This window comes from Arthrobacter sp. MAHUQ-56 (assembly GCF_019710585.1).
Classification (GTDB): Bacteria; Actinomycetota; Actinomycetes; order Actinomycetales; family Micrococcaceae; genus Arthrobacter.
The window spans coordinates 970,080-987,453 of record NZ_JAIFZQ010000020.1 but is presented as its reverse complement, the minus strand read 5'-3'; the positions used below and the strand labels follow the sequence as shown (position 1 = coordinate 987,453).

Below are 17,374 nucleotides of genomic sequence, written 5' to 3'. Positions count from 1 at the left end.
TCCAGCGGAACCGAGGGCGGCAGACGTTACGACGCGAGGGCGTCGGCGCCGGCAACAATCTCGGAGAGTTCCTGCGTGATTTCGGCCTGGCGGGCCGTGTTGCGCAGACGCGTGTACTTCTTGATCAGGTCCGTTGCGTTGTCGCCTGCCGACTTCATCGCCCGCTGGCGGGCAGCCAGCTCGGATGCGGCGGCCTGCAGCATTGCTGCAAACAGGCGTGCCTCGATGTAGCGCGGCAGCAGCGCGTCAAGGACCTGCTCGGTTTCCGGCTCGAACTCGTAGAGCGGCAGCAGATCCGATTCGGAAGCCTGCTCTTCCACTACTTCCAGCGGCAGGAGGCGGATGACCGTGGGCTCCTGGGTAACCATCGACTTGAAGCGGGTGTAGACAACGTGGATTTCGTCCACGCCGCCGTCTTCGAAGTCAGCCGCAAAGTCGTTCAGCAGCGCTTCGCCGATTTCGCGGGCGGTGCCGAACTCGGGGGCATCGGTTCCTCCGGTCCAGACCCGCGCATACTCGCGGCTCCGGAAATCGAAGTAGGCCTGGGCCTTGCGGCCCACGAGGTAGGTCTTGACTTCCTTGCCTTCGGCGTGGAGCAGCTCGTTGAGACCTTCCGCCTGCTTGAGGACGCTGGCCGAGTAGGAACCGGCCAGGCCGCGGTCCGAGGTGATTACCAGGACGGCGGCGCGGCGGATCTGCGCGGGCTCAGTGGTCAGCGGGTGGTCGATTTCGCTTTGGCTGGCGACAGCAGAAACGGCGCGCGTGATCGCGTTCGCGTAAGGCAGTGAAGCTGCTACGCGCGCACGGGCCTTCCCGATGCGCGAGGTAGCGATCAGTTCCATCGCCTTGAAGATCTTGCGCATCGACGTGGTCGAGCTGATCTTCTGGCGGTAGACCCGGATCTGGGCTCCCATACTTATCCTTTCCTAACATTCCGTCGCCGGGTGTGCCGGGCCTTGCGGCCCGGCACACCCGGACGATGCGGAACTAGCGCTTCTGCTTGACGATCTTTTCCTGGTCAACGTCGCCCTCGGAGATAGCTTCATGCTCCTCGTGGCCGGCGCCTACCAGCTGGTTGTCGCCCTCGCCGAAGAAGCCCTTCTTGAAGTCGACGATCGAGGACTTCAGAGCGGCAACGGTGTCGTCGTCCAGCACGTTGGTCTGGGCCAGCGTGGTGAGGATCGAGGACTTGTGGCGCAGGTGCTCCAGGAACTCAGCCTCGAAGCGGCTGATGTCCTCGACAGGAACGTCGTCCAGGTAGCCGTTGGTGCCGGCCCAGATGGACACAACCTGGTCCTCGACCGGGAACGGCGAGTACTGGCCCTGCTTGAGCAGTTCCATCAGGCGGGCGCCACGGGTCAGCTGCTGGCGGGATGCGGCGTCCAGGTCGGACGCGAACATGGCGAACGCCTGCATGTCGCGGTACTGGGCCAGGTCCAGCTTCAAGGTACCGGAGACCTTCTTCATGGACTTCACCTGGGCGGCACCACCCACGCGGGACACGGACACACCCACGTCAACAGCGGGACGCTGGTTGGCGTTGAAGAGGTCCGACTGCAGGAAGATCTGGCCGTCGGTGATGGAGATGACGTTGGTCGGGATGTAGGCGGACACGTCGTTCGCCTTGGTCTCGATCAGCGGCAGGCCCGTCATGGAACCGGCACCGAGGTCATCGGAAAGCTTGGCGCAACGCTCCAGCAGGCGGGAGTGCAGGTAGAAGACGTCGCCCGGGTAGGCTTCGCGTCCCGGCGGGCGGCGGAGCAGCAGCGACACTGCGCGGTAGGCCTCTGCCTGCTTGGACAGGTCATCGAACACGATCAGGACGTGCTTGCCGCCGTACATCCAGTGCTGGCCGATGGCCGAACCGGCGTACGGTGCCAGGTACTTGAAGCCTGCGGGGTCGGAAGCGGGAGACGCCACGATGGTGGTGTATTCCAGCGCGCCGTTGTCCTCGAGGGTCTGGCGGATGGCGGCAATCGTGGACGCCTTCTGGCCGATGGCGACGTAGATGCAGCGGACCTGCTTGGTCACGTCACCGGAAGCCCAGTTGGCCTTCTGGTTGATGATGGTGTCGATCGCGATGGCGGACTTGCCGGTCTGGCGGTCGCCAATGATCAGCTGGCGCTGGCCGCGGCCGATCGGGATCATCGCGTCGATGGCCTTCAGGCCGGTCTGCATCGGCTCGTGAACCGACTTGCGCTGGGTCACGCCGGGAGCCTGGAGCTCCAGCGCGCGGGTGGTTTCAGCCTTGATCTCGCCGAGGTCGTCGATGGGCACGCCCAGCGGGTCGACCACGCGGCCGAGGAAGGCGTCACCGACGGGGACGGACAGAACCTGTCCCGTGCGGTGGACTTCCTGGCCTTCTTCAATGCCGGTGAAGTCACCGAGGACGATGACGCCGATTTCGCGGACGTCAAGGTTCTGGGCCAGGCCCAGGGTGCCGTCCTCGAAGCGCAGCAGCTCGTTCGCCATGACCGAGGGAAGGCCCTCAACACGGGCGATGCCGTCACTAGCGGTGGTTACGCGGCCGACCTCTACGCGCTCTGCGTTTCCGGGTTCGTAGGACGCCGCGAACTCGTTCAGCGCATTACGGACGTCGTCGGCGTTGATGGTCAATTCGGCCATCTGCAGTCCCTGCTCTCCTGTTTTTGTGATCACCGTTAGATGACCGGGGTTTCTATCAGTTTGGTTGTGCTTGTCCGGCTAGCCGGCCAGCTGGCGTTGCAGCTCGTTCAGCCGGGCAATCACCGAAGCGTCGAGCACTTCGTCACCGACCTGGACGCGGATGCCGCCAATGAGTGCCGGGTCAACGTTGACGTTGACCTTCAGTTCCCGCCCGTACAGCGCGTTCAGGCCCGCCTGGAGGCGGGTCAGCTGCGTTGACGTCAGGGGGCGGGTCACGCTGACCGTTGCAATCCAGCGCTGCTGCCGCTTGGCCGCCAGCTCGGCGAACCGTTCCACAAGGCGCGTGGCCTTGATGCCGCGGGGCTGGGTGACCGCCTGGGTGATGAGGACTTTGGCTTCCTCACTGGCCCCGGGCACCAGCTTTTCGGCAAGCGCAGCCTTGGCGGCGGCACTGGCCTGCGGTTCGGACAGAGCACGTTGTACCTCGTGGCTGGAAGCCACAGCCTGGTTGAAGGAGAACAGTTCGTTCTCCAGCTCTTCCAGGCCAGTGATGCCGGAGGCAGAAACGGCCGACTTGTTTTCAGCAACGGAAATGACCACCGTTGCGGCAAGAGTCTCGAGTGCATCGCCGATGTCCCGCGCCGATGCCCAGCGTGAACTGGCCAATCCGCCTGCGATCTCTGCGGCATCAGCGGAGACTTTTCCGCCAACCAGCTTCCTGACCAGCGCCGACTTCTCGTCACCGTTCCGGGACGGATCAGTCAGGGCACGACGCAAGCCAGCCGAGCTGTCCACCATTTCCAGGATTCCGAAGAGTTCCTTTGCCAGCTGCAGCGACGCGGTAGGAAGCTTGGCCTCCAGCGCGGTCAGCGCTGTTGCCAGCGATTCGCTCGATACGCCTGCCATTACTTAGCTGCACCTGCGTTCTGGGTCTCCAGATCTGCCAGGAAGCGGTCAACAACCCGTGCTGCACGCTCGTCGTCGTTGAGCGCTTCGCCCACGATGCGGCCGGCAAGGGTGGTGGCCAGGGTGCCTACCTCGGCGCGCAGGGACACAACGGCCGCCTGGCGCTCGGACTCGATCTGTGCGTGGGCCTGCGCAGTGATGCGGGCAGACTCGGCAGCAGCCTTCTCCTTGAGGTCCGCAAGGATCTGTGCACCTTCGGCGCGGGCTTCCTCACGGATGCGGTTTGCTTCGGTGCGGGCGTCGGTCAGCTGCTGCTTGTACTCTTCGAGTGCAGCAGACGCCTCAGCCTGGGCCTTTTCAGCCTTTGCGATGCCGCCTTCAATGGCCTCGGCACGCTCGGCGAAGGTCTTTTCGAACATCGGGACAACGAACTTGACCACGATGAACAAGAGGATGAGGAAGCCCACGAGGACAACGCCCATTTCCCAGAGATTGGGCATCAGGGGGTTGACTTCGCCCTCAGTGGCGGCTGAGATGATCAGCTGATTCATGTTTCACCCGTCCTTTTCTACTCGGTTCTGAAAGTTCGCTTCGCTCTAGGACTAGAGAACGAAGGCGAAGACCAGGCCGAGGATGGCGAGGGCTTCGGTCAGCGCAAGGCCAAGGAACGCGATCGGCTGCAGCACGCGCTGCGCCTCAGGCTGGCGTGCAACGCCGTTGATGTAGGCAGCGAAGACGAGGCCAACACCGATACCACCGCCGATTGCGGACAGACCGTAACCTACGAGGTTGAGATTGCCTTCCATTTTTCTTCCTTTCAAGATGCCACCCATGTGGCAGGTTGTTTGGGTTGCTTCATCCCCGCGAGGGGAATTCTGTAAGTGCCGCCGGAGCCGGGCTCCCGGTGGCGTTGGCCTAGTGGCTGTCGGCGTGCAGGGCACCTTCGATGTAGATCGCGGTGAGCAGCGTGAACACGTAGGCCTGCAGGACCATGATCAGGGCTTCAAGCATGTACATGGCGATGGCCCCGGCCAGCACCAGCACGGAGGTGCCCTTGAGCAGGACGTTCTCCTGCATGACCAGGAACTCGATGCCGGATCCGGCGATCATCACGATGAGGTGGCCTGCGAGCATCGTGGCGAACAGACGGAGGCTGTGCGTCACGGGACGGACCAGGAAGTTGGAGATGATCTCGATGGGGATCACGATTGGCAGGATGAACCACGGAACACCGGAGGGAACGGTGGCCAGCTTGAAGTAGCGCAGGCCGTTCTTCTTGACGCCGATGGCGATCCAGGTGAAGTAGACGAGCCCGGCCAGCACGTAGGCACCGCCAACGTGGGAGAACGTGGGGAGCTGGATGAGCGGGATCGCTCCGTAGATGTTGTTCACCAGGATGAAGAAGAACAGGCTGAACAGCAGGGGGACATACTTGATGAAGTCCCTGCCGCCGATGATGTCCTTGGCGATGCCGTTGCGGACGAAGCCGTAGGCGGCCTCGCCGGCGAACTGGAGCTTGCCGGGCACCAGCTGCTGCTTGCGTGCGGCAAGCACGAAGAAGGTGGCGATAATAGCGACAGAGAGGAGGACCAGCAGCATCTGCTTGGAGAATCCCTCTGCGGCACCCCACGGCAGGATTGCCGGCAAATGCATTTCGTTAATACCAGGAGGAGTGAACTCTCCTGAATCTTGGGCCGGGAGCGCAAGCGCGATCAACGCGTTTCCTCTCTGCAGTGTCCATCATTGGGCGTTGGGCGGGGACCAACGGCCTGGCGGCCTGCTGTTCCCCCTGTGAAATTATTTGGCATTCGTGTCGCCGTCCTTGGACGGCCCGCTGGCAGCAGGACGCTCACCAGTTTTTTTGCGGGAACTGGTGAGGCCATGCATGTGGGAAAGGTAAAAACCTCCGACGGCTCCAAGCAGAGCGCCTGCGAGCACAATCCAGCGCGTTCCCCACAGATAATCCAGTCCCCACCCTATCAAACTCCAGACGATGATTCCGCCAATGATGTAGCTGAAGACGGCCATGCCGGCGTTGTATCCGCCGTCGGAGTTGTCCCCGGAAACGCCGGGAGCGGATGGACCGGAACCCGTGTTGGCGTTTCCGGCGGCCCCACCTTTCCGTGCGTTACGCATTGGGGGCCTCCTTCTCCTCTGGATCGTTGTAGATCTGCAGGCGGGCTTTGCTGAAACCATGGATCTCGGCAGCCTGCCACAGGACGACGGCGACGACTGCCCCGATGACGAACCAGCGGCCATCAAGCCAGTCAGGGGTACCGACGACGAACAGGACGGCGGCGAAGCCGACGACCTTGATGAAGTAGGTAGCCACGAACATCCCGATCGCACCGGACGGGTTGTGCCGTCCCACGAAATGGCCCACCAGCAGGCTGATGCCGAAGAACAGCATCACCAGCAGGCCTCCGAGGAGACTGGACAGGGCGCCGCTGCCTCCGTTGAGGAGGCCCGCAGGGACCGCGCACAGCACGAGTCCGGCCACGGCGGCGATGGAGCTGCGCCTCAGCAGGTTCAGCCAGAGCGAACGGGTGGGACCGGAAGCGCCAACGGGGCGATGGCCGGATGCAGGTCCGGACTCGGCGTTGGAGGTCATTCGATCCCAATCGTCGGCACCACATGGCACATCGCCAGGAGGCTGGGGGTGGATTGGCAGCTTGGGCTGCCCTCAAATTCTACACGAGATAGAACACGGCTAGGTCACCGGCAGGCGGGTCACCTTGGACCGGCGCCGGTACCGGCGGATCAGGTCGGGGCTGGCCAGGTAGAGGACGAGCACCAGCAGGCTTGCGCCCACGCACAGGGCCACGATGGGAAGCGGCGCCGTGGCGGATATGAACCCGAGCAGGATGACGGCAGCGGTGCAGGCCGTCACGGTGGCAGCCGACTGGAGGTGCGTGAAGCCGACGTCCGTGAGGCGCTGGTAGACGTGTTCGCGGTGCGACGCGTACCACCGCTCCCCCGCCTTGATCCGGCGCAGCAGGGTGTAGCCGGTGTCCGCGGCATAGACCAGGATCGGTGAGAGGACGTATTCGACGTAGACGCCGCCCAGGAAGCCGGCCACTGCAAGGGCCGCCACGGACGCGCCCAGCAGGTAGCTGCCGACGTCGCCCAGGAAGACCGAACCCCGGCCCAGGTTCCACGGCAGGAACCCGAGGAAGGACATAGCCAGTACCGCTCCGCCTGCAGTCAGCCAAGGCTGCTCTGACAGCATCCCTGCCGCCGCGTAAGCGCCGCCGGCCGTGACGCCGTGCAACCCGGAGATGCCATTGACGCCGTCCATGAAATTGGCGATATTGACGTACGCAGCGATGGCGACCGCAGCCAGCGGCAGCCACCAGAAAGACTGCCCGGTGAGCAGGATCAGCAGCGCCGAACCCACAGCGCCGATGCCCAGCTGCGCAGCTGCCCGGCCCCGGATGGACATGCCGCGCAGGTCCTCGATCCAGCCCACCACGGCACACGCGGCAATGATCCCCAGCATGACGGCGGACAGCGAGCGGTCCACCGTGACAACACCCAGCAGCACTGCGGCCCCGTAGCCGATGGCCGTGGCGAGCGCCGCGGCGACACCCATGCCGCGAATGGTCACTTTGACGTGCGACGAGCGGGCCGACGGGACGTCCACGACCCCCATCCGCACCAGCCATGGTTTCACCGCAAAGGGAAGCAGCAGGCTGGCCAGCAGGGTGATCAGGGCGACGAGGACCAAGGGCGTCATGACGCCACCCGGATCTCGCCCGCTTCGTCGGACTCGTCGTCGGGAATAACCACGTTGCTGCCTTGCTCAGCCTCGCAGCGGGCCAGCCAGACCTGGAGGTCCAGCTTGTCCGGATCCTGCTCGGTGGCGCGGGTGTGGGAAATCTTCGGATGCAGCGGCCGTTCGTCCAGTTCGCCCGTGCCCACCAGTTCCTCGTGGAGTTTCTCGCCGGGGCGCAGGCCGGTGTAGATGATCTCCACGTCCCGGCCCGACATCGCAATCATGCGTTGCGCAACGTCCAGGATCCGCACCGGCTCGCCCATGTCCAGGATCATCACATCTCCGCCGGCGCCGATCGCACCGGCCTGGATCACCAGCTGGCACGCCTCGGGGATCGTCATGAAGAAGCGGGTGACGTCGGGATCGGTGACAGTGACGGGACCGCCAACCCGGATCTGCTCGGTGAACAGGGGCAGCATCGAGCCCCGGCTGCCCATGACATTGCCGAAGCGCACGGAGACGAACGTCCTGCCGGTCTGGCCGGCCATCCACGCTGTCAGCTTTTCGGCCACCCGCTTGGAGTGGCCCAGGGCTGTGGTGGGGTTCGCGGCCTTGTCGGTGGAGATGTTCACGAAGTGCGAGACACCGGCCTGCTGGGCGGCGCGCAGTACGTTCAGGGTGCCGCAGACATTGGTCTTCCAGGCTTCGACCGGATACTGCTGGAGCAACGGGGCATGCTTCAGGGCTGCGGCATGGAACACCACTTCCGGCCGGCGGTCCTCGAAGATGTCCCGGAGGGCCTCACCGTCACGGATGTTGGCCAGTACGGTGTCGCGGCCGGCCAGCAGGCCGCGGCCGGTGATGGAGATCTGGGTCTGCTGCAGGCCCGTTTCGTCGTGGTCCAGCATGATCAGTTCCGCAGGACTGAACTGCACGATCTGGCGGCAGAGCTCGGAGCCGATCGAGCCACCGGCGCCGGTGACCAGCACGCGCTTGTCCTTGATGTAGCCGGCGATCTCATCCACTTTGATGTCGACGGGGCGGCGGCCGATCAGGTCCTCGACGGCCACGTCGCGGAAGTCGGAGAAACCCGCAGGGGCACCGCTGCCGAGCATGTCCCGCAGGGGCGGCAGCACGAGCACACGGACGTTCAGCCCAGCCACGGCGTCGGAGATGCGGCGGACCACCGAGGCTTCGACGTTGGCGAAGGCCACGACCAGGACGGTGGCGCGGGTGCGGCGGATGATGGCGGGGAGGTCGTCGCCGCGGCCCTGCACCTGGACACCGGAGAGGCGGAGGTGCTTCTTGGCAGGATCGTCGTCGACCAGGCCCACAGGAAAGTACGGCGAGTCGGGGTCCTGCAGCATCCGGGTCACCAGCGAGTTCCCCAGGAAGCCGGCGCCGTAGATCAGGGTGTTCTGCGCCCCGTCGCCGGGACGGGCCTTGCCCTCCACATAGAGCCGTTTGGCATAGCGTGCCGCGCACATGAACAGGCAGGCAAAGGGGAAAGCGATCAGGCCCACGCTGCGGCCGATGTTGATGGCTTCGTACAGGACCAGCAGGCTGGCGGTAATCGAGGCGGCGGCGATCACGGTGACGAAGACCAGGGCCCTGGCCTCCTGGAAGCTGCCGAACGGGTACCTGCCCCGGTACAGGGCCAGGGAGTAGCCTGCTCCCACCTGCGCGACAATGGCGATGGCGGAGATGACCAGCGCGCCGGCGAACTGTTCGACGCGGATGCCCATTTCGTAGCGCAGCAGCAGCGCCAGGACGATGGCCACGACCCAGGACATGGAGTCCAGGAACAGCTGGATCCAGATCCAGAGGGCGGGCTTTTCGTCCCGTACTGCGGCAGGTGCGCGCGTTTCAGATTTCGTACTCAACGGAAATTGCAACCGACTTCCACTACCACGGCGGCCAGGCGCCTGTTTCAAAATACCCCGCCGCAACACTGTCGGACGGCGCCGGGGCCTAGAACGATACTAATCTCTTCCGGTGCCGCGCCCCGGATATGCGGGCAAGGCAGGCATCGGCGCCCAGCCGGCGTCGGCGAGGATGCTGCGGGATTCGCGCCACCCCTGCCACAGCGCCCCGGCCCCCTTGAGGGTCCGTTCGACGAGGACCAGCCGGACGAGTTCCTTCAGGAAGGTCAGGGCGGTTCCGGCCGCAAAACCGGCACGGTTGTACTTTCCGTGGGCGCGCAGGTACTGCGCCACGAGCCCCCGGTTGCGCATGACGTAGCGGCGGCTCAGGTCCGAGGAATCGTTGAGGTGCCGCAGGCCCAGGTCCACCTGCCGCTGTGCGCGGACTTTCCTGATGACGAAAGCGTTGACGTACACCACCGGGGCCTTTTGCGCTGCGAGCCAGCCGTAGATCAGGTCGTCCCAGGTGATGAAGAACCGGGGGTCGGGCAGGCCGATGGACCGGGCCACGGAGGCACGGATCAGCATTCCCTCGAAATTGCCCACGTTGGTGCGGAACACGTCGGAATGCTTGAACACATCGCGCGATACGGGCAGGAAGATGCCCAGGGCCTCGACGAAGTGGTGCTGCCAGAAGAACGGTTTGCCGTTGGCGTCGTACCGTCGCCCGATCATGCACGAGTAGTCCGGGGTGAACCTGTCCAGGGCCTCCACGGCGCCGGGGAGTACCTCGACGTCGTCGTCCATGAGCCACAGCCATTCGGCGCCGGCCTCCAGCGCCAGTTCCACGCCGCGGGAAAACCCTCCCGCGCCGCCGGCGTTCCGCTCCAGCCGTTCGTACTGGATCGGGGGTCCGCCGGCATCCGCCGCACGCGCGACGACTTGGGCCGTATGGTCGGTGCTGGCGTTGTCCACCACGAGGATCCGCGCCGGGGCGGTGCCGAGCCGGGCAAAGGAATCGAGCAGGTTCTGCAGGAAGTCGGCCCGGTTGTAGGTCACGACGACGGCGAACAGGTTCTCCACGGCGGCCTAGCTGTTGGCCGACATCAGTTCCGCGGGCGAGCCGAAGCCCTTGCCGCGGAAACCGGTGGAGTAGGCCCGGAACCATTTCGCCAGGCCTTTGAGGTCCCCGGTCTTGAGGAAGTAGTAGGGGAAACCGACGATGTCGGCGCTGAACCAGCGCAGGTTCCGGTACTTCCGGGTGAGGTATCCCCGGTTCCGGAAGTAGCAGTAACGCTTGAAGTCGCCCTCCGGAATGACGGGGGTGATGAACCCGCCGAACACAGGCTTCATCTCGGTCCAGGTGGCGGGATGCTGCACAGCCACGGTGGCCAGGGTGCCGTACTTCAGCCCGGCTTTTTTCACGCGTGACAGGAAGTCCACTTCATCACCGCGGATGAAGAACTTCACGTCCGGGATCCCGATCTTGTAGAAGACGTCGGTCCGGATCAGCGCCCCGTTGAAAAAGTGCACCATGTCGGGCAGGTAGCCCATGGGCGCCAGGCGGGACCGGTCGTTGGTGAGCAGCCCGTTGATGCGGAAGTTGAAGGAGAGCCGGTTGGGATCGGCCGTGGCGGCGACCAGCGGGCTGACGATGTCCAACTGGTGCTCGGCGGCCGTCCGGAGCAGCTCGGCAAGGCAACTGGCGTCTTCCGGGTGGCCGTCGTCGTCCATCAGCCAGACCCACTCCGCGCCGCTGGCCATGGCGGCCAGGATGGCGTAGGCGAAGCCGCCAGCACCACCGAGGTTCGCCTCGGACCGGAGGTAGTTGATGTTCTTCGCTCCCCCGGCCTTGATGACGTCCGTGGCCGGAACGGTGCCGGAGTCCACGAGGGCGATCGAGTGGATCGGCGCGGTCTGGGCGGCCAGGCCCTTCAGGAGCAGGCCGAGTTCTTCGTGGCGGTCGAACGTTACGGCCGCGACGGCCACTTTGGGCTGCATATCAGTTCCCCGGAAGGTTGTCGGTGTTGACGGCGCTGCTGCCGGCGGCGGTGGTTGCCTCCGCCTCCGGAGCATCGGGGTCTTCCGCCATGGGGATCTCCCCCAGGCCAAGGACACCGGGCACATGTTCGCGGAGCTGGTCCAGGCTGACCGCCCCGTTGCGGACCACGCGCAGGCGCGGGCCGGTGGCGTCCACGATGGTTGACGGCACGCCGGCCTCGCCCTCGACGGGGCGGGGGCCCCCTTCCAGGTACACCTCGACGGAATCCGCAAGCTGCTCACGTGCGGCGGCGGCGGTTTGGGCCGGCGCCTGGCCGGTGCGGTTGGCGGAGGAGACGGCGAGCGGCCCCGTGAGCGTCAGCAGTTCCAGGGCGACATCGTCCGCCGGCATCCGCAGCGCCACCGTTCCCTTGGTTTCACCGAGGTCCCAGTCCAGCGACGGCTGGGCGTGCAGGATCAGGGTCAGGCCGCCGGGCCAAAAGGCTTCGGCTAGCTTGCGGGCATCAGCGGAGACCTCAGTGGCAAGGCCGTCCAGGGCGTTGATCCGGGGGATCAGCACGGGCGGGGGCATGGTGCGGCTGCGTCCCTTCGAAACCAGCAGCATCGTGACGGCCTGCGGCGAGAAGGCATCCGCCCCGATCCCGTACACCGTGTCCGTGGGGAGAACCACGCACTTCTTTTCGCTGATGGCACGCTGTGCATGCTCAAGTCCCTGGGCACGCTGGTCGTCGGTGCTGCAGTCGTAGGTTGTTGTCACAGGCCTATTCTTTCATTCCGTGTGGTCCGGACCGGCAAGGACGGCGCTGGTGGCGCGCTCCTTGCCGTTGAGGTCCAGATGCGTGCTGATACTGGTCCAGGGTCCCCTGCCGAGCATTGCGGCGATCCAGGCGGCCTGGACTTCGGCGTGCTCCATCACGAAGTAGCCCCCGGGACGCAGGAGCCTGGCAGCGGAGGCCGCTGCCGCCGTCGGAAGTTCCATGCCGTCCGCTCCCCCGCCGTACAGAGCTTCCGGCGGGTCATGCAGGGCTACTTCGGGTTCGTTGGGGACGGCTTCGGCCGGGATGTACGGCGGGTTTGACACCACGACGTCGACTGTTCCGTTGAGCTCCGGCAGCGCGTTGCGCAGGTCCCCCAGGACGAGGTTGACGCCCAGGGGCGCGAGGTTCTTTGACGCCCAGGCGTGCGCGAGGGCGCTGTATTCCACGGCGTGCACCTCCGCACCCGGCACTTCCGAGGCGATGGAACCGGCGATGGCTCCAGAGCCCGTTCCGAGGTCGACGATCCGCGGACGGGCCATGCCGCGCACGTGGTCGATGACCAGTTGCACGACGGACTCCGTTTCGGGGCGCGGAATGAAGACACCGGGGCCCACCGCAAGTTCGAGGTAGCGGAAGTGGGCCACGCCGGTGATGTGCTGCAGCGGCACCCGCCCAGCCCGTTCGGCGACGAGTTCGGCGTAGCCGTCGGGCGCGGGCGTGTCGCCCAGAATCAGCGCGCGGAGCCGGCCGAGCCCCACCTTCAGCAGGTGGTCGGCGAGCAGTTCGGCGTCCACGCGGGGACTGGGAACCCCCGCATCCCGCAGGACTGCGGTTGCCTCGGTGATGGCGTCCGCGAGGGACTGGCCTTGCCCTGTCGTCATGCCGCGGGTGCTAGTCGCCGATGGCGTCCAGCCGCGCCTGTTCGTCCATCTCGATGGCGGACTGGATGACCGGTTCCAGGTCGCCATTCATGACCTGGTCAAGGTTGTAGGCCTTGTAGCCGGTGCGGTGGTCCGCAATCCGGTTTTCGGGGTAGTTGTAGGTGCGGATGCGCTCGGACCGGTCCATAGTGCGGATCTGGGACTTCCGCTGTTCGGAGTTGGCGGCGTCAATCTGCTCCTGCTGGTGCGCCAGGATGCGTGCACGGAGGACGCGCATGCCGGCTTCGCGGTTCTGCAGCTGCGATTTCTCGTTCTGCATGGCCACCACGATGCCGGTGGGCAGGTGGGTGATCCGGACGGCGGAGTCGGTGGTGTTCACGGACTGGCCACCCGGGCCGGAGGACCGGTAGACGTCGATCTTGAGGTCGTTCGGGCTGATCTCGAGCTCTTCGGGCTCATCCACTTCGGGGAGCACCAGCACGCCTGCGGCGGAGGTGTGGATGCGGCCCTGGGATTCCGTAACCGGGACGCGCTGGACCCGGTGCACGCCGCCTTCGAACTTCAGCCGGGCGTAGACGCCTTCGGCGGGGTCGTTGGAGCTGCCCTTGACGGCCACCTGAACGTCCTTGTAGCCACCCAGGTCCGACTCCGTGGCGGAGATGATCTCGGTCTTCCAGCCGCGGGATTCCGCGTACCGGGTGTACATCCGCAGCAGGTCGCCGGCGAAGAGGGCAGCCTCGTCGCCGCCTTCGCCGCCCTTGACCTCCAGGATCACGTTGCGGGCGTCGTCAGGATCGCGCGGAATGAGCAGCCGGCGCAGCTTGGCCGCAGCCACCTCCAGCGAAGCTTCCAGTTCAGGCACTTCGGCGGCGAATTCGGGATCCTCTGCAGCCATCTCCTTGGCGGCAGCAAGATCGTCCCGGAGGCCCTCCCACTTGTGGTAGGCATCAACAATGCCATTGAGCTGAGCCGACCGCCGCCCCAGCTTCCGGGCAAGCCGCTGGTCGGCATAAACAGCAGGATCCCCCAGCTGCGCCTGGATGGCATCATGCTCATCAAGCAGGCCCTGTACGGACTCAAACATTTTTGAAAACCTCTTTCGACTTGTACAAGTCTAGTGACGCACACAGCGGCAGGTGACGTGCGGCCGTCGGCGCATTTTTTGCCGGCCAGGGAGTGGCATCGGGCCTGTCGGAGCGNNNCGACCCCACCCCGGGCAAAGCTATTTGTCGTTGTCCGACTTCGCACCAAGCGTCGTCTTCTGGACCTGCATGAGGAACTCGACGTTGCTCTGGGTTTCCCGGATCTTGTTGGTGAGCAGTTCAAGGCTCTGCTGGGTCTCGAGTCCGGAGAGGACGCGGCGCAGCTTCCACATGATCTTGACTTCCTCGGGCGAGAGCAGGTTCTCTTCGCGGCGGGTGCCGGAGGCGTTGACGTCCACGGCCGGGAAGATGCGCTTGTCAGCCAGCTGGCGGGACAGGCGGAGCTCCATGTTGCCGGTGCCCTTGAACTCTTCGAAGATGACCTCGTCCATCTTGGAGCCGGTCTCCACGAGGGCGGTGGCCAGGATGGTGAGCGAGCCGCCGTTTTCGATGTTGCGGGCGGCGCCGAAGAAGCGCTTGGGCGGGTAGAGGGCTGCGGAGTCCACACCACCGGACAGGATGCGGCCGGAGGCCGGTGCTGCCAGGTTGTAGGCGCGGCCCAGGCGGGTCATGGAGTCCAGCAGGACCACCACGTCCATGCCCATTTCCACGAGGCGCTTGGCGCGTTCGATGGAGAGTTCGGCCACGGTGGTGTGGTCGTCGGCGGGGCGGTCGAAGGTGGAGGCAATGACCTCGCCCTTGACCGTCCGCTGCATGTCCGTGACTTCTTCGGGGCGTTCGTCGACCAGCACCATCATGAGGTGGACCTCAGGGTTGTTGGTGGTGATCGCGTTCGCGATGGACTGCAGGATCAGCGTCTTGCCGGCCTTGGGCGGGGACACGATCAGGCCACGCTGGCCCTTGCCGATCGGGGCCACGAGGTCGATGACGCGGGGACCGATCTTCTTGGGGTCGGTCTCGAGGCGCAGGCGCTCGGACGGGTAGAGCGGAACCAGCTTGGCGAATTCGACGCGGTCCTTGAGTTCTTCGGCGGTCTTGCCGTTCACCGAGGTGACGCGGACCAGGGCGTTGAACTTCTGGCGGTTGGACTGCTGGCTGCGGTCCTCGCCTTCGCGGGGTGCGCGGATGGCGCCGACGACGGCGTCGCCCTTGCGCAGGTTGTACTTCTTGACCTGGGCCAGGGAGACGTAGACGTCGTTGGGGCCGGGCAGGTAGCCGGAGGTGCGGATGAACGCGTAGTTTTCCAGGACATCCAGGATGCCGGCCACCGGCAGCAGGACGTCGTCCTCGGTGATTTCGACGTCGTCGACGTCCGGTCCCTGCGAACGTCCACGGCGGCGGTCGTTGCGGTCGCGGAAGCGGTCGTTGCGGGAGTTGTCCCGGTCCTGGCCGCCGGAACGGTCATTCCGGTCGCGGCGGTTGCGGCGGTTTCGGCGGCTGCCGCCATCAGAATCCTCGTTGTCGCGGTTGTCGCGGCCCTCGCGGCCGCCTTCACGCTGGCCGGCTTCGCGGCTGCCGGCGTTGTCGCGGCCTCCATCGGAGTCGCGGGAGGCGTTGTCGCGGCCACGGGTGCGGCCGCCTTCGCGGCGCTCGGTGCGCTGTCCGGCGTCGCCGGCTTCAGCGGGTGCGGCTTCAGTGCGCTGCTCGGCGCCGCGCTGGTCAGCTGCGGGCTGCTCGGCGGGCGCTTCTGCCGGTGCTTCCTGCACGGAAGCTGCGGCTGATTCGCTGCGGCGGCGGTTGCGGGTGCGCGGCTGGCGGCGCTCGGCGGCACCTTCGGCGGCCTCGGGGGCTTCCACGGGAGCAGCCGACGGCGCTTCGGCACCGGCGGCAGGTGCAGCGGCGATTTCGACGGCGGGAGCTTCGGTTGCGGGAGCAACGACGCCGTCGCTGACGGCCCGGCGGCTGCGGCCGCGACCGCGTGCACGGGTGCCTTCCGCGGCGGGGGCCTCAGCTGCTGCAGCCTCCGGAGCGGACGCCGGCGCGGCCGCGGGAGCCACGGGGCTTTCGGCGGCCTTCTCCGCTGCCTTGGCAGGGGCCTTGGTGGTCAGGGTGCCTGCACGGTGCGCGGAGATGGCCGAGACCAGGTCCCCCTTGCGCATGCGGGATCCGCCGGAGATGCCGAGCTGGCTGGCGAGGGCCTGCAGCTGGGCGAGCTTGAGGCCGGCGAGGCCGCTGCTCTTGGCGGTCGCAGCCGGCGCACCGGCTGCAGAAGATGATAGTTCCACAGCTGGCGACAGCTCAGTGGTTTCGGTCACGAAGGATCCTTCCCCCTCGACGGCGTCCAGACTGGGAGCTGGACGCGATGATTTGATCTGGGCTGCAGTTCAGATCTGCAGCCGGGATTTCGGCCTTGCCGGTTGGATTTCGGCCAGCAGGGCCGGATACTGATTCACCTTGCGCTGCGCCCGTGGCGCAACACCGGGCTGACGGTTCAGGGGCAGTTGGATGCTGCAGGTTCCTGCGACAGACCAAGCAGGCGGCACCGGAATACATTCACAGTCGTAGATCAAAAAGCAACTGAATGCAGGAGCAGATCAGATAGGCGGAATTACCGCCGGTGCAAGTCCACCTTAGCACCTTCAACGTCCACTGCGAGCTTCAGAACACGCCAGCCGATGTCGGGCGTGTTCGCTGCGGTGAAGGTTTCAATGAAGGCCAGGGCATCGGCGGCCTGGCCGGCGCCGTTTGCGAGCACCAGCACGGTGGGCCCGGCCCCGGAAACCACCGCCGCGTAGCCTGCCTTGCGGAGGGCCCCGATCAGCGCTGCGCTGGGGCGCATTGCCTCGGCGCGGTAGCTCTGGTGCAGATAGTCCTCGGTGCCCGCCAGCAGGAACTCAGGTTTGGCGGTGAGCGCATGGATCAGCAGCGCGGCGCGCCCGGAGTTCATGGCGGCGGCGTGGTGGCCTACCGACGCGGGCAGCAGCGCACGGGCCGCCTCGGTGGACAGCTCGTAGTTCGGGACGGCAACGATGGGAATGACCGATTCAACGACGTTCGCACTGGTGCTGCTGTACTGCTCACTGTCCTGCCATGACAGCGCCAGTCCGCCGAAAATGGCGGGTGCGACGTTGTCCGGATGGCCTTCCAGTTCGCTGGTGAGCTGGAGGATCCAGTCCTTCCCGCGCCTGCTTTCGGCCGGAACCATCGCGTTGGCAGCCGAAACGGCGGCAACCACCGCGGAGGCGGAGGAGCCCAGCCCCCGGCCGTGCGGGTTGACGTTCTCGGCAGTCACCTTCAGGCCGCCGTGGCGGTACCCCAGCCGTTCGAGCGCTGTATCCATGGCCCGGACCACCAGGTGGCTGGCGTCGCGCGGCAGGGTTTCGGCACCTTCCCCACGCAGGTCGAACACCAGTTCGTCGGTGTCCAGGCTCTCGACGGTCAGGGTGTCATGCAGTGCCAGGGCCAGCCCGAGGCTGTCGTAGCCGGGGCCCAGGTTGGCCGTGGTGGCGGGGACGCGCACGGTGACGCGCTGGCCCGGCTCAATGAGTTGCAGTCCGACGGCGGCCTGCGAGGTGGTGTCCAA

17 protein-coding genes are annotated in these 17,374 nt (G+C 65.9%); all 17 read right to left on the bottom strand.

Annotation, left to right across the window (positions count from 1 at the left end; all coding sequences use genetic code 11):
- Nucleotides 1–26: 26 nt before the first annotated feature.
- Entirely contained in the window at nucleotides 27–914 is an 888-nt protein-coding gene (locus K4G53_RS16965; RefSeq protein ID WP_221386787.1) for a F0F1 ATP synthase subunit gamma, read from the bottom strand.
- Nucleotides 915–987: 73 nt separating this feature from the next.
- Nucleotides 988–2,625 carry a F0F1 ATP synthase subunit alpha gene (gene atpA, locus K4G53_RS16960; RefSeq protein WP_221386786.1) on the bottom strand — a complete coding sequence of 546 codons (1,638 nt, stop codon included), beginning with the start codon at nucleotides 2,623–2,625 and terminating at the stop codon, nucleotides 988–990.
- Nucleotides 2,626–2,703: 78 nt separating this feature from the next.
- On the bottom strand, nucleotides 2,704–3,531 hold the full coding sequence (locus K4G53_RS16955) for a F0F1 ATP synthase subunit delta (protein WP_221386785.1): 828 nt from the start codon (nucleotides 3,529–3,531) through the stop codon (nucleotides 2,704–2,706).
- Complete coding sequence (locus K4G53_RS16950; protein WP_221386784.1) at nucleotides 3,531–4,082, bottom strand: F0F1 ATP synthase subunit B; 552 nt, start codon at nucleotides 4,080–4,082, stop codon at nucleotides 3,531–3,533. The genes K4G53_RS16955 and K4G53_RS16950 overlap by 1 nt, the downstream gene beginning before the upstream one ends.
- 51 nt (nucleotides 4,083–4,133) lie before the next feature.
- Nucleotides 4,134–4,337, bottom strand: a complete 204-nt coding sequence (atpE, locus tag K4G53_RS16945) for an ATP synthase F0 subunit C (protein ID WP_009356484.1) — start codon at nucleotides 4,335–4,337, stop codon at nucleotides 4,134–4,136.
- Nucleotides 4,338–4,446: 109 nt separating this feature from the next.
- Nucleotides 4,447–5,247 carry a F0F1 ATP synthase subunit A gene (atpB, locus tag K4G53_RS16940; protein ID WP_221386783.1) on the bottom strand — a complete coding sequence of 267 codons (801 nt, stop codon included), beginning with the start codon at nucleotides 5,245–5,247 and terminating at the stop codon, nucleotides 4,447–4,449.
- Between the two features lie 81 nt (nucleotides 5,248–5,328).
- Nucleotides 5,329–5,667, bottom strand: coding sequence for an AtpZ/AtpI family protein (locus K4G53_RS16935; protein WP_221386782.1), 339 nt, complete (start codon nucleotides 5,665–5,667; stop codon nucleotides 5,329–5,331).
- A complete protein-coding gene (locus K4G53_RS16930) occupies nucleotides 5,660–6,142 on the bottom strand; it encodes a hypothetical protein (protein ID WP_221386781.1) in 483 nt (160 codons plus the stop codon). The genes K4G53_RS16935 and K4G53_RS16930 overlap by 8 nt, the downstream gene beginning before the upstream one ends.
- 99 nt (nucleotides 6,143–6,241) lie before the next feature.
- The gene (locus K4G53_RS16925) at nucleotides 6,242–7,267 is read right to left on the bottom strand and encodes a glycosyltransferase family 4 protein (RefSeq protein WP_221386780.1); all 1,026 of its coding nucleotides are present in this window, start codon (nucleotides 7,265–7,267) and stop codon (nucleotides 6,242–6,244) included.
- Entirely contained in the window at nucleotides 7,264–9,129 is a 1,866-nt protein-coding gene (locus tag K4G53_RS16920) for a nucleoside-diphosphate sugar epimerase/dehydratase (RefSeq protein WP_221386779.1), read from the bottom strand. Before K4G53_RS16920 ends, K4G53_RS16925 begins: the two co-directional genes overlap by 4 nt.
- 99 nt (nucleotides 9,130–9,228) lie before the next feature.
- Nucleotides 9,229–10,191 carry a glycosyltransferase gene (locus K4G53_RS16915; RefSeq protein WP_221386778.1) on the bottom strand — a complete coding sequence of 321 codons (963 nt, stop codon included), beginning with the start codon at nucleotides 10,189–10,191 and terminating at the stop codon, nucleotides 9,229–9,231.
- A 6-nt stretch (nucleotides 10,192–10,197) separates the two neighbouring features.
- Nucleotides 10,198–11,109, bottom strand: a complete 912-nt coding sequence (locus tag K4G53_RS16910; RefSeq protein ID WP_221386777.1) for a glycosyltransferase — start codon at nucleotides 11,107–11,109, stop codon at nucleotides 10,198–10,200.
- A 1-nt stretch (nucleotide 11,110) separates the two neighbouring features.
- Nucleotides 11,111–11,866, bottom strand: coding sequence for an L-threonylcarbamoyladenylate synthase (locus K4G53_RS16905; RefSeq protein WP_308287908.1), 756 nt, complete (start codon nucleotides 11,864–11,866; stop codon nucleotides 11,111–11,113).
- Between the two features lie 12 nt (nucleotides 11,867–11,878).
- Complete coding sequence (gene prmC / locus K4G53_RS16900; RefSeq protein WP_221386776.1) at nucleotides 11,879–12,748, bottom strand: peptide chain release factor N(5)-glutamine methyltransferase; 870 nt, start codon at nucleotides 12,746–12,748, stop codon at nucleotides 11,879–11,881.
- A gap of 10 nt (nucleotides 12,749–12,758) precedes the next feature.
- A complete protein-coding gene (prfA, locus tag K4G53_RS16895; protein ID WP_221386775.1) occupies nucleotides 12,759–13,832 on the bottom strand; it encodes a peptide chain release factor 1 in 1,074 nt (357 codons plus the stop codon).
- A 138-nt stretch (nucleotides 13,833–13,970) separates the two neighbouring features.
- On the bottom strand, nucleotides 13,971–16,106 hold the full coding sequence (rho, locus tag K4G53_RS16890; protein WP_221386774.1) for a transcription termination factor Rho: 2,136 nt from the start codon (nucleotides 16,104–16,106) through the stop codon (nucleotides 13,971–13,973).
- A 293-nt stretch (nucleotides 16,107–16,399) separates the two neighbouring features.
- Entirely contained in the window at nucleotides 16,400–17,374 is a 975-nt protein-coding gene (thrB, locus tag K4G53_RS16885) for a homoserine kinase (RefSeq protein ID WP_221386773.1), read from the bottom strand.